Here is a 12,312-nt window from a genome sequence, read left to right as displayed (position 1 = left end):
ACCGAGTTACTCCATGTCCTTGAGCCACTCAGTGCTCTTGAACCACTTGTCATGGATGCGATCGTAGGTGCCGTCTTCGTGGATCTGGTGCAGGAAGTTGTTGATGAAGTTGATGCTGTCGTAATCACCCTTCTTCAGGCCGAAGGCCAGTGGCTCGTAGGTGAACGGCTTGTCGAGGAATACCAGCTTGCCGTTGCCGACCTTGGTCAGGGCCACGACGTTGTAAGGCGCGTCGTAGATGAACGCGTCGGCCTTGCCGTTGACCACGTCGAGCACGGCTTCCTGTTCGTTGTCGTAGCCGTGGTACTTGGCCTTGGCGATCAACTTCTTGGCGACCATTTCGCCGGTGGTGCCCAGCTTGGAGGTGATGCGGTAATCGGCGGTGTTCAGGTCTTTGTAGGACTTGATGGTGCCTTCCAGCTCCTTGCGGATCAGCAGAGTCTGGCCGACCACGATGAAGGGTTCGCTGAAGTTCAGGCGCAGGTTGCGTTCCTGGGTCAGGGTCATGCCGCTGCCGATCATGTCGAACTTATCGGTCAGCAGGGCCGGGATGATGCCGTCGTAACCGGTGGACACCAGCTCCAGTTTCACGCCCATGGCCTTGGTCATGGCCTTGAGGATGTCGACTTCGAAACCGATGATCTCGCCGCGCTTGTTGGTCATCTCGAACGGCATGTAGGTCGGGTCCATGCCGACTTTCAAGGTGCCGCGCTTGACCGCATCATCGATGGCACCGGCCTGTGCCGCGCTGACGGCAACCAGTGCCGTGACGCCGACCAGCAGCTTCGACAGAAACTTCTTCATCTTCAACTCCCCAACCATTGCATTAGCGGCGCGAAAATCGCCAGCTTTCCAATGAAAACCGATAGAAACGGACGCTGAATGGTCCGGGCGCACCTTTTTCGGGTGCGGATGCTAACGCACTGGGTCGAATGCACAAGGGTTTGCGTCGGATAAAAGCAAAAGATCGCAGCCTTCGGCAGCTCTCACAGGACGCTGACGATGGTTGCGATCTTTTCGAACCACCCCGCTCCAGAACGGAACGGGGGATCAAGTCACGCCAACTGAGGCTGGGCAACCATAGGCTGGAGCGGCAACTGCGGTGCATGGGGGTCGGCCTTGACCGACTTGCGCCATGCGCCCAGCCACTCGGCGTGGCCTTCGCTCCAGACCTGCTCATGCAAGCGGGCCAGGGCCACCGGGTCACTGAGCAGCTGCACACGTTCGTTGTTGGTCAAGCCTTCCGGCCCGACTTTCATCGCGTGCCGTACCCGCTCGACCCGCAGCCATTCGATCGGCTCGGCGTGACGGTGACGGGAGGTCGCCAGCGAGCACGCCAGGGCGTTCTGCTGCGGGTCGACCACCGAACGGATGAAGCCGTCGTTCAGCGCGTGATAACGGTTTTCGTGGGTGTACTGGTCGGTGGCCAGCAGCGCCTGTGGCGGATTGTATTCCTCAGGGATCAGGAACAGGCTCTCGTCACGGGACTTCAGGCCCAGGCCGACGCGGCTGGAAATCACCGACACCGGGATCGACAGCATCAGCGAACCGACGATCGGCACCAGCCACCACAAAAAGCTCGGGTTCAGCCAGATCACCAGCAGGGCCCACAGGAAGCCCAGTACGGTTTGCGGACCGTGGCGCTTGACCGCCTCGCTCCATGGCGTGGAGTCGTCGTCACGCTGCGGCGAGTTCCAGGTCGCGGCCCAACCCAGGAACGCGGCGAGCACGAAACGGGTGTGGAAAATCATCCGCACCGGCGCCAGCAGCATGGAGAACAGCATCTCCAGCAGCATCGACATGGTCACCTTGAACTTGCCACCGAACTCTTTCGCGCCCTTGGCCCAGATCAGGATGACGCTCAGCAGTTTCGGCAGGAACAACAGCACGACGGTGGTCGAGAACAGCGCGATCGCCTTGTCCGGATGCCATTGCGGCCACAGCGGATACAGCTGGCGCGGTTCGAGGAAGTACTGCGGCTCCATCAAGGTGTTGACCGCCAGCAGCGCCGTCGACAGCACCAGGAAGAAGAACCACAGCGGCGCCGACAGGTAAGACATCACGCCGGTCAGGAACACCGCGCGGTGCACCGGGTGCATGCCTTTTACCAGGAACAGGCGGAAGTTCATCAGGTTGCCGTGGCACCAGCGACGGTCACGCTTGAGCTCGTCCAGCAGGTTCGGCGGCAGTTCTTCATAGCTGCCCGGCAAGTCGTAGGCAATCCACACGCCCCAGCCGGCACGGCGCATCAGCGCAGCTTCAACGAAGTCGTGGGAGAGGATCGCACCGGCGAACGCACCTTTACCCGGCAACGGCGCCAGGGCGCAGTGCTCGATGAACGGCTTCATGCGGATGATCGCGTTGTGGCCCCAGTAGTGGGATTCGCCCAACTGCCAGAAGTGCAGGCCGGCGGTGAACAGCGGACCGTACACACGGGTGGCGAACTGCTGCATGCGCGCATACAGGGTGTCCATGCCCGAGGCACGTGGCGCGGTCTGGATGATGCCGGCGTCCGGCGTGGCTTCCATCAGACGCACCAGACTGGTCAGACACTCGCCGCTCATCACGGAGTCGGCGTCGAGTACGACCATGTACTTGTAGTCACCACCCCAACGACGGCAGAAGTCGTCGAGGTTGCCGCTCTTGCGTTTCACACGACGGCGGCGACGGCGATAAAAGATCTTGCCGAAACCCTTGGCTTCGCGGCAGACGTCCAGCCAGGCCTGCTGTTCGGCAACGCAGATGTCGGCGTCGTTACTGTCGCTGAGGACGAAGAAGTCGAAGCGATCCAGGTCACCGGTGGCGGCCACCGATTCGAACGTTGCGCGCAGACCGGCGAATACCCGGGGCACGTCTTCGTTGCAGATCGGCATCACCAGCGCGGTGCGTGCGTTCTTCGGAATCGGCTCGTTGCCGGCACTTTTACCGGAGATCCGGTATTTATCGTGACCAGTCAGCAACTCGAGGAAGCCCATCAGCGCGGTCCAGAAACCGGCCGATACCCAGCAGAACAGAATCCCGAACATGATCAGGATGCTGGTCTGCAGCGCATACGGCAGCACTTGCGTGGCGGTTTGCAGGAACGGTTGGTGCAGGACTTCTTCCAGATCGACGAACGACCAGCCCTGGTACGGCATGATGCCTTTCATGTACCAGCCGGCGACGATGGTCTGGCCGAGCATCAGCACCAGCAGAATGTAACGACGGATCGAACCGACGGTGCGCCAGCGCGCAGCCGGCAGCACGTTCGCATCTTTTGGCGGCTTCGGCGGATTGGTGCGACCGGTCAGGCGACGCCAGCCGCGCACCAGCACGTTGGTTCGCCATGGCTCGGGCACGACCTTGGTGCGACGAATCGGCGGGGTCGCCTTCAGGCACACCCGACCACTGGCGTCGAGCACCAGCATTTCGGCTTCGCGCAATTCTTCGGCGGTGCTCAGGGTCAGGCGTTCGCCCACCGAAGCCTGGGCGGCTTCGGTCGACGCGTCAAACGTCTTGGACGACAGACGTTCGTGCAGTTCGCTGAAAGACTTGCAGCCCGCAAGTTCCGCGCGCTGCTGGTCGGTCATCGGCAGATGGGCCAGATACTCGGAGAGCGATTCTGGCTGAACTTGAGGATTACTCATCGGCAGGCAACTGGTAGCTCCAGGTCTCGGTCAGGACTTCTTCAGTCGGTGCCGATTCCGGTGTGGCTGGGGCCGTCGCAGCAGCTGCAGGCTGCTTGGCGTCGGCGTTGTGGTTCGCCTTGTCCTTGGCATCCGCGACCGGCTTGGCCTCGCCTTTTTTGGCTTCAGCGGCAGCGGCTTCGGCAGCGGCCTTGGCATCCTTCTCGGCTTTCTCTGCCTGCTTGGCGGCGACCTTGTCGGCTTTGGCCACGGAAGAGTTGGACGCTGGAATCGAGGTCTTGGCCAGGTCGGCCGGCACGATGTTCTGCACCAGTGCCGCACGCAGTTCGGTGGACTTGCCCGGATCCTTGACCTTCAGACGCAGGGTCAGGCGCCAGCCCTTGGTTTCAGGGTTGTAGCGCACGCTGTTCTCGACCAGCTCGGCGTTGTCGCCAACGCTGACCTGGCTGCGCACGTCGGTATCGGCTGGCAATGCCGCCAGGGACGGACCTTCGAAATCGACCAGGTAAGCAACGCTGCCATCAGGCTGACGGATCAGGTTGGATTGCTTGACGTCTCCGGTGGACTTCAGGGTCTGGCTGACCCAGGCGCTGTCCGGTGCGTGCAACGCGGCTTCGTCCATGGTCCAGTGCATGCGGTAGGCGAAGTCCAGCGGTTTGCCTGGCTCCGGCATGGTTTCCGGGCTCCAGAAAGCCACGATATTGTCGTTGGTTTCATCAGCGGTCGGAATCTCGACCAGATCGACGGTGCCCTTGCCCCAGTCGCCTTTCGGCTCGATCCAGGCGCTTGGACGCTTGTCGTAGCGGTCGTCGAGGTCTTCGTAGTGGCTGAAGTCACGACCACGCTGCAGCAGGCCGAAACCACGCGGGTTTTCGACCGAGAAGTTGCTCACGGCCAGGTGTTTCGGGTTGTTCAGCGGACGCCAGATCCACTCGCCGTTGCCGGCATGGATCGCCAGGCCGCTGGAATCGTGCAGTTCGCGACGGTAGTTGAGGACTTTGGACGGCTGGTTGGCACCGAACAGGAACATGCTGGTCAGCGGCGCGATGCCCAGTTTGCCGACTTTGTCACGCAGGTACATCTGCGCCTTGACGTCGACAATGGTGTCGCTGCCCGGACGCAGGGTCAGGCGGTAGGCACCGGTGGCACGTGGCGAATCGAGCAGGGCGAAGATCACCAGGTGCTTGTCGCCTGGTTTTGGCTGCTCGATCCAGAACTCGCGGAAACGCGGGAATTCTTCGCCGGACGGCAAGGCGGTATCCAGCGCCAGGCCGCGAGCGGACAGACCGTAGACGTGACCCTTGCCGACAACGCGGAAGTAGCTCGCGCCCAGCATGGTCATGATTTCGTCCTGTTTATCGGCCTTGTTGACCGGGTACAGAACACGGAAACCGGCGTAGCCCAGCTGTTCGGTGGCCTTCGGATCGAACTGCAGATCGCCGAAATCGAAACGACTCGGGTCGTATTTGATCTCTTCGACGGTATTCGCGGTGATTTCGTTGATTTTCACCGGGGTATCGAAGTGCATGCCCTGGTGATAGAAGGAGAGCTTGAACGGAGTCTTCTGGTCCGCCCATTCGGCTTTTTCCGTCAGAAAACGAATTTTCTGATAGTCGGCGAATTTCATCTCTCGGAATTCGGTCGGCAAGTTACTGCGCGGCGCTTCGAATTTCTGACCGGCCAGCTCTTTTGCCTTGGCCGATACATCATCCAGATTGAATGCCCAAAGCTGGCCGGCGCTGAGCAGGCAGAGCAGTGCGGAGCCTGCTACCAGAGCGCTTCGCAACCGTTTGGCAGACAATTTTGGTGCGTTACAGGGACTAACAATCACGAGCAACCCTCGCCGAAAACAGATCAAAAAACCAACGGCCAGTTAAAGGGTCTGCGTGGTCGCCGATACACAACCATCGGCACTGCAAACCACTCTTGCCAAGTTGGCGAGCATTGTTCCGACTCCGCTGGGGCGAAATGATTCCCCAAATCGGATCCGGACAAGTCTCTACCTAAGTCAAAATGGACCAACGAACGCTGATCCCCGTAGCGCGCGATTATCTAGTAGCCCGCGTTACAACGCATCAGGGGTAACAAAGTATTTATCGCGAAAAATGCCTGTTTTCAGCCGAAAAACCCGTAAAAAGATGTTTCACGGGCTTTTAAGTCTGTAACAGAAAGGTTACCGGGCCGTCGTTGACCAGGTGAACCTGCATATCCGCGCCGAATCTACCTGATGCCACAGTGCCATGCACCTGTTTCGCTTTGCTTAATAGATAGTCGAACAACTCCTCTCCCAGGGCCGGGGGGGCCGCAGTCGAGAAACTCGGGCGCAGCCCGCTCTTGGTGTCGGCGGCCAGGGTGAACTGCGAGACCAGCAGCAAACCGCCGCCCACATCCGCCAGGGACAGATTCATCTTGCCCTCGGCGTCGCTGAACACCCGATAGTTAAGCAGCTTATTGAGAAGTTTGTCGGCGCTGGCCCGCGTATCCTGTGGCTCGACGGCCACCAGCACCAACAAACCCTGATCGACCGCGCCAACCACTTCCCCCGCTACCTCGACCCGCGCGCCACGCACGCGTTGCAGCAGACCCTTCATGCTTCCTCGGGGGCGAGGTCGAGCAGGCGTCGGGCCATTTTGTCGGCGGCGCGCACCAGGGCGTCGGTGATGCCAGGTTCCGCGGCGGCATGACCGGCGTCGCGGATGATTTGCAGCTCGCTGTTCGGCCAGGCCTGGTGCAGTTCCCAGGCGTTGTCCAGCGGACAGATCACGTCATAGCGACCGTGGATGATCACACCCGGCAGGTGGGCGATCTTGTCCATGTCGCGAATCAGCTGGTTCGGTTCGAGGAAACCGTTGTTGGTGAAGTAGTGGCATTCGATGCGGGCGATGGACAGCGCGCGCTGAGGTTCGGAGAACCGATCGACCACCAGCGGGTTCGGACGCAGTGTCGCGGTGCGACCTTCCCAGGTGGACCAGGCCTTGGCCGCGTGCATCTGGGCGATCTGGTCGTTGCCGGTCAGGCGGCGGTGGAAGGCGTCGAGCAGGTTGTGGCGCTCGTCCAGCGGGATCGGCGCGATGTAGTCCTGCCAGTAGTCAGGGAACAGCCGGCTGGCGCCCGCCTGATAGAACCATTCGATTTCCTGCGGACGGCACAGGAAAATCCCGCGCACGATCAGACCGTGCACACGCTCGGGGTGGGTTTGCGCGTAAGCCAGCGCCAGGGTCGAACCCCAGGAGCCGCCGAACAGCACCCACTTGTCGATGCCCAGATGCTGGCGGATTTTCTCGAGGTCGGCGACCAGATCCCAGGTGGTGTTGTTTTCAACGCTCGCGTGCGGCGTGGAGCGACCGCAACCGCGCTGGTCGAAGGTGACGATGCGGTACAGGTTCGGATCGAAGTAGCAGCGGCTCGCCGCATCGCAGCCGGCGCCGGGACCGCCGTGAATGAACACCACCGGCAAACCTTGCGGTGAACCGCTTTCGTCGACATACAGCGTGTGGGTTTCGTCGACGGCCAGATCGTGCCGGGCGTAGGGTTTGATCTGCGGGTACAAAGTCTGCATTGCGCGCTCCGTAAGGGGTCGGGTCATCCCTGGGGGGACATCTATTATTCTGCCGTCCGGCATCATAAACCCGATTTACGTCAATGAGCATGTGCTTGCTGGGTCAGAGTTTTTTCCACCACAAAGTTAAACAGCACTTCGTACAGCGCATCCACCTCCTCAACCTGCCCTCGCCCCCGCAGACAGCCATGCACCAGACCCTTGCCGTAATAGAGCGTTGCGGCCACGCCGGCCTTGTTCAGGCGTTCGGCGTATTGCACGCCGTCATCGCGCAGCGGGTCGAACTGCGCCACGGCGATCAATGCCGGCGGCAGTCCTCGCAGACTTCCCGCGAGGAGCGGCTTGGCGTAAACGCCGGGGTTTGTGGTGTCTCCCAGATACATCGCCTCGTAACAGTCCAGATCGCTGCAGGTGAGCAACGGTGCATCGGCGCATTCGCTGCGTGACGGCAGCTGCGGATCGCCGCCGAGCCCCGGGTAAATCAGCATCTGCGCGCAGGGTACGGGTTCGCCGGCATCGCGCAGCGCCAGGCACAACGCGGCGGCAAGATTGCCACCGGCGCTGTCGCCGGCCACCAGAGTGCGCTTGGGATCCAGCCGGAACGGACCGGTGCGCAAGGCTCGCCACACGGCCAGGCAATCGTCGAACGCGGCGGGGAATGGATGCTCCGGCGCGAGTCGATAGTCGACGGCGATCACCAGCACGCCCAGTTTCGAGGCCATCTCGGCGCAGATGAAATCGTGGGAATCCAGATCCCCCACCACCCAACCGCCGCCGTGCAGGTAAACGATGCACGGCGAACCGTCGTTCAAGGATGCCGGCGGCTGATAGGAACGCAGGCGCACGCCGGCCAACTCGAAATCGACCACATACAGATCCGCCGGGCGCGGTGGGGTGAAGGCCCGGCACATGGCGCTGTAAGCCTGACGCAAACCGGTGAGGCTGGTTTCGGTGCTGTTGAAGCTGACGGTCTTGTCGATGAAGGCCGTCATTTGTCGGGAGAGAGGGTAAGGAGCCATGAGTCAGGTGCCCGGATTCTGCAATCAGTTCTTCAAACCGGCCTGCACCGTCGCGACGCCGTCCTTGCCATCGAAACTGCTGACACCCGCCAGCCAGCGCTGCAGATCCTCGGGGTGATCACGCAGCCATTTCCTGGCCACGTCCTGGGCGGTCTGGCGCTCCATGATCGGCACCATCAGCTGACTTTCCTGGGCGGCGGTAAAGGTCAGGTTTTCCAGCAGGCGGTAGACGTTGGGGCAACGCTGGGCGTAATCGGGCGAGGTCACGGTGGACACAGTCGCCGCGCCTTCGTTCGGTCCGTACACGTCTTCGCTGCCGGTCAGATAGGTGATGTTCATGTTGATGTTCATCGGGTGCGGGGTCCAGCCGACGAAGACCACGAACTCCTTGCGATTCACCGCCCGCTGTACGGCGGCGAGCATGCCGGCCTCGCCGGACTCGATCAGTTTGAAGTCCTTGAGGCCGAAGTGATTGGTCTCGATCATGGTTTTGATCGTGGTGTTGGCGCCGCTGCCGGGCTCGATGCCGTAGATCTTGCCGCCGAGCTGATCCTTGAATCTGGCGATGTCTGCGAAGGTTTTCAGCCCCGCTGCCGCCACGTAATCGGGGACCGCCAACGTTGCCTGCGCATCGACCATGCTCGGCTTGTCCATGACCTTGACCTGATTGGCGGCCAGGAACGGCGCGATGTTCTTGTCCATCGCCGGCTTCCAGTAGCCAAGGAAGATGTCCAGGCGCTTGTCGCGAATGCCGGCGAAGATGATCTGCTGCACGGCGCTGGTCTGCTTGCTTTCATAACCCAGGCTATTGAGCAGCACATCGGCCATGCCGCTGGTGGCGATCACATCGGTCCAGTTGACTACTCCCATGCGCACCGCCTTGCAGGAAGGGTCGTCACTTGCCAGCACACTGGTGCTCAGAAGCGCAGTACCGCAGAGGATTGAGAGACCACGGGCGAACAATCTTTTCATCGTGCTTGTCATGGGGAGCGTCTCGGCGGCAGCGGATTATTGTCGGGCCGGTGTCTTCTTGCACCGTGTTCGGAACATTACGCAGCAGACGAGCGGTAAAAGCGAACTGTGGCGACCTTGATTTGCACGGTGGCGACTAAGAGATCGCAGCCTTCAGCGTGATACGCAGGACATGTAGCAGCTGGCGAAGCCTGCGTCCGGCTGCGCAGCAGTCGCAAAACCTGAATGCGAGGTCTGTCTGACACACCGCGTGTGCTGATTTCACGACTGCTTCGCAGCCGGACGCAGGCTTCGCCAGCTGCTACAGGGACCGCGTTTCAGGGAGAAATCGGATGTTTCACCCTCCCCCGTAGGAAGATTCTGAAATCCGCGCAAAAGGCTACAGCGCCTTGCGGCATTGCCTACGGCTCCGCCAGAATCCGCCGGCTTGTGCGCTTTGGGGGCCGTCGCTAACTTGGTTCGCGTCACCGATTGTCGGTGATCGGGTTTAGTAGCCCGTGCTCATATGTAGCGCATCTGCGCTCCTGAAAGGCAGGTATATCCATACCTGCCCTTGACGGCAGCCGTGCGTAGGGCGCTTTAGGGCGCGCCGGCCTCATATGACCCGGTCTACTAACCTGCGCACAGCTGCCACCCTCTTGATTAGTCGCGACTTGGTGTTGGCTGGCATTCATGTTCCCCAATCTTCAAGGACCTGAATCATGACCAACCCACGCAAACCCAATCCCTTCTTCCACGTCGCTCCCGACATCGACAACCGCACCCTGCTTGAATACGCCAGCGTCTCCCTGGCCTCGGCCAGCGCGATGGCGAGCGACTTCGCCCGAAACCTGAAGGAGTCGGATGGGCATATTCTGTTGGGGATTCAGCAGTCGATCATGCTGGGAGAGATGGCGGTGAATCGGGTCCTCGACAACCTCGATCCCCCGTGACCCCCGCCCCTTGTGGGAGCGAGCCTGCTCGCGATGGACGTCCAGACAATGCGGTCATTCAAAGGATCCGCGTTATCGTTGGCGTCTATCGCGAGCAGGCTCGCTCCCACAGGAAGAGGCGGTGAAGCGTTATGCGCCGTAGCGCTTTTGGCCCCAGGCGAGCAGGCCTTGCAGCAGTTCTTTCAACACCACCCGAGTTGGCTCGGCCAGATCCGCGCGGTAGCGGAACGGTTCGAATTCTTCCATGTAGGTGCACTGGCCCAGTTCCAGTTGCACGGCGTGGATGTTATCTGCCGGGTTGCCGTAGTGGCGGGTGATGTGGCCGCCTTTGAAGCGGCCGTTGAGCACGTGGCTGTAGTCCGGGTGGCCGGCGCAGATGGCTTCCAGTTGCGAGGCCAGTTGCGGGTCGCAGCTGGCGCCGTTGAAGGTGCCGAGGTTGAAGTCGGGCAGCTTGCCGTCGAACAGGTGCGGGATGATCGAGCGGATCGAGTGGGCGTCGAACAGCAGCGCGTAGCCGAACTCGGCCTTCAGGCGCGCAAGCTCCTGTTGCAGGGTGCTGTGGTACGGGGTCCAGATTTTTTCCAGATAGGTCGCGCGCTCATCCTTGGAAGGCTCCAGGCCTTCGCGGAACAGCGGCACGCCGTCGAACAGGGTTGCCGGGTACAGGCCGGTGGTAGCGCCGACGTACAGCGGCTTGTCGTCGGACGGCCGGTTCAGGTCGATGACGAAACGCGAATACTCGGCCGCCAGGGTGCTGGCGCCCAGCTCACTGGCGAAGTCGTAAAGCTGCGGGATGTGCCAGTCGGTGTCCGGCAGGCTTTTCGCGTCGGGGATCAATCCCGCTTCGACCGCCGGAGTCAGACGCGTACCGGCGTGGGGCATGCTGATCAGCAGCGGTACCCGGCCTTGTTTGAAGTTCAACACCTTATCCACAACGACTCTCCTACAGGCTCGTTTCGACGCCGTGACGCACGACGCGTTTTTCCAAATCACCGCCCAGCCAGTACGACAGGTCGGCCGGACGATCGATTTGCCAGGCGACGAAATCCGCCACCTTGCCCGCCTCGATCGAACCGTGGGTGTCGGCCATGCCCAGGGCGGTGGCCGCATGAATGGTCGCGCCGGCCAGGGCTTCCTCCGGGGTCATGCGGAAGCAGGTGCAGGCCATGTTCAGCATCAGGCGCACCGACAACGCCGGCGAAGTGCCCGGGTTGAGGTCGCTGGCGATGGCGATTTTCACACCGTGCTTGCGCAGCGCTTCCATCGGCGGCAATTGGGTTTCGCGCAGGAAGTAGAACGCGCCCGGCAACAACACCGCGACCGTGCCGGACTTGGCCATGGCGATGGCGTCGTCTTCGTCCATGAATTCCAGGTGATCAGCGGACAGAGCCTGGTAACGCGCCGCCAGGCTCGAGCCGTGCAGCGACGACAATTGCTCGGCATGCAACTTCACCGGCAAGCCCAGTTTCTGCGCGGTGATGAACACGCGCTCGACCTGCTCGGGGGAAAAGGCCAGGTATTCGCAGAAGGCATCCACGGCATCCACCAGCCCTTCGGCGGCCAGGGCCGGGAGCATTTCGGCGCAAATGTGATCGATGTAGTCGTCGGCGCGGTCCTTGTATTCCGGCGGCAGAGCGTGGGCGGCCAGGCAGGTGGTGCGCACGCTGATCGGCAGTTCGGCGCCCAGGCGACGGGCCACGCGCAGCATCTTGCCTTCGTTGGCCAGGTCCAGGCCGTAGCCGGATTTGATCTCGACGCTGGTGACGCCGTCGCGCATCAGGCTTTTCAGACGGCGCGCGGCGCTGGCGAACAGTTGCTCTTCGCTGGCGACACGGGTGGCGCGCACGGTGCTGGCGATGCCGCCACCGCTGGCGGCGATTTCCGCGTAGCTGACGCCTTGCAGGCGCTTTTCGAATTCATCGCTGCGGTTGCCGCCGAACACCGTGTGGGTGTGGCAGTCGATCAGGCCCGGGGTGACCCAGGCGCCGTTCAAGTCATTGACCGCCGCAAAGTCGCCGGACGGCAGTTCACTGCGCGGGCCGACCCACTCAATGTGCGCACCGGACGTCACGATGGCCGCGTCTTCGATGATCGAGTAAGCGCCTTGGGCCATGGTTGCGACGTGGCAGTGTTGCCAGAGGGTTTTCATCCCAAATCCTCGTTGTGTTCAAAATCGGTTCGCGGGCAAGCCTCGCTCCTACAGG

10 protein-coding genes are annotated in these 12,312 nt (G+C 61.6%); 1 reads left to right on the top strand and 9 read right to left on the bottom strand.

Going from position 1 to position 12,312, the window contains the following annotated elements; all coding sequences use genetic code 11:
* Positions 1 to 6 precede the first annotated feature (6 nt).
* The 7 genes from K9857_RS26575 to choX all read right to left on the bottom strand — a co-directional run bounded on the left by K9857_RS26575 (position 7) and on the right by choX (position 9,176).
* Positions 7 to 804: a transporter substrate-binding domain-containing protein gene (locus K9857_RS26575; RefSeq protein ID WP_224540936.1), complete on the bottom strand. Its 798-nt coding sequence runs from the start codon at positions 802 to 804 to the stop codon at positions 7 to 9.
* A 251-nt stretch (positions 805 to 1,055) separates the two neighbouring features.
* Positions 1,056 to 3,626: a glucans biosynthesis glucosyltransferase MdoH gene (gene mdoH / locus K9857_RS26570; RefSeq protein ID WP_224540934.1), complete on the bottom strand. Its 2,571-nt coding sequence runs from the start codon at positions 3,624 to 3,626 to the stop codon at positions 1,056 to 1,058.
* Positions 3,619 to 5,457, bottom strand: a complete 1,839-nt coding sequence (locus K9857_RS26565; protein WP_318011786.1) for a glucan biosynthesis protein G — start codon at positions 5,455 to 5,457, stop codon at positions 3,619 to 3,621. Before K9857_RS26565 ends, mdoH begins: the two co-directional genes overlap by 8 nt.
* A gap of 322 nt (positions 5,458 to 5,779) precedes the next feature.
* On the bottom strand, positions 5,780 to 6,217 hold the full coding sequence (dtd, locus tag K9857_RS26560; protein WP_175375309.1) for a D-aminoacyl-tRNA deacylase: 438 nt from the start codon (positions 6,215 to 6,217) through the stop codon (positions 5,780 to 5,782).
* Complete coding sequence (gene pip, locus K9857_RS26555) at positions 6,214 to 7,185, bottom strand: prolyl aminopeptidase (RefSeq protein WP_224540931.1); 972 nt, start codon at positions 7,183 to 7,185, stop codon at positions 6,214 to 6,216. The genes dtd and pip overlap by 4 nt, the downstream gene beginning before the upstream one ends.
* A gap of 80 nt (positions 7,186 to 7,265) precedes the next feature.
* Positions 7,266 to 8,204: an alpha/beta hydrolase gene (locus K9857_RS26550; protein ID WP_224540929.1), complete on the bottom strand. Its 939-nt coding sequence runs from the start codon at positions 8,202 to 8,204 to the stop codon at positions 7,266 to 7,268.
* Positions 8,205 to 8,228: 24 nt separating this feature from the next.
* On the bottom strand, positions 8,229 to 9,176 hold the full coding sequence (gene choX, locus K9857_RS26545) for a choline ABC transporter substrate-binding protein (protein ID WP_224540927.1): 948 nt from the start codon (positions 9,174 to 9,176) through the stop codon (positions 8,229 to 8,231).
* 701 nt (positions 9,177 to 9,877) lie between these two features.
* Here choX and K9857_RS26540 point away from each other — a divergent pair.
* Positions 9,878 to 10,108, top strand: a complete 231-nt coding sequence (locus K9857_RS26540) for a DUF6124 family protein (protein ID WP_224540925.1) — start codon at positions 9,878 to 9,880, stop codon at positions 10,106 to 10,108.
* Between the two features lie 129 nt (positions 10,109 to 10,237).
* Here K9857_RS26540 and hutG read toward each other — a convergent pair whose 3' ends face one another.
* Positions 10,238 to 11,041, bottom strand: coding sequence for an N-formylglutamate deformylase (gene hutG, locus K9857_RS26535; protein WP_224540923.1), 804 nt, complete (start codon positions 11,039 to 11,041; stop codon positions 10,238 to 10,240).
* Positions 11,042 to 11,051: 10 nt separating this feature from the next.
* Positions 11,052 to 12,257, bottom strand: a complete 1,206-nt coding sequence (gene hutI / locus K9857_RS26530; protein ID WP_224540921.1) for an imidazolonepropionase — start codon at positions 12,255 to 12,257, stop codon at positions 11,052 to 11,054.
* Between the last annotated feature and the right edge of the window lie 55 nt (positions 12,258 to 12,312).

The organism is Pseudomonas sp. REP124, assembly GCF_020164475.1.
Taxonomy (GTDB): domain Bacteria; phylum Pseudomonadota; class Gammaproteobacteria; order Pseudomonadales; family Pseudomonadaceae; genus Aquipseudomonas.
Note: the sequence above shows the minus strand (reverse complement) of the source record. Positions and strands in the feature narration are given on the sequence as shown.

Coding starts and splice junctions, on each gene's coding strand:
- K9857_RS26575 (WP_224540936.1), bottom strand. CDS start 804: ATGAAGAAGTTTCTGTCGAAGCTGCTGGTCGGCGTCACGGCACTGGTT.
- mdoH (WP_224540934.1), bottom strand. CDS start 3,626: ATGAGTAATCCTCAAGTTCAGCCAGAATCGCTCTCCGAGTATCTGGCC.
- dtd (WP_175375309.1), bottom strand. CDS start 6,217: ATGAAGGGTCTGCTGCAACGCGTGCGTGGCGCGCGGGTCGAGGTAGCG.
- pip (WP_224540931.1), bottom strand. CDS start 7,185: ATGCAGACTTTGTACCCGCAGATCAAACCCTACGCCCGGCACGATCTG.
- K9857_RS26550 (WP_224540929.1), bottom strand. CDS start 8,204: ATGGCTCCTTACCCTCTCTCCCGACAAATGACGGCCTTCATCGACAAG.
- choX (WP_224540927.1), bottom strand. CDS start 9,176: ATGAAAAGATTGTTCGCCCGTGGTCTCTCAATCCTCTGCGGTACTGCG.
- K9857_RS26540 (WP_224540925.1), top strand. CDS start 9,878: ATGACCAACCCACGCAAACCCAATCCCTTCTTCCACGTCGCTCCCGAC.
- hutI (WP_224540921.1), bottom strand. CDS start 12,257: ATGAAAACCCTCTGGCAACACTGCCACGTCGCAACCATGGCCCAAGGC.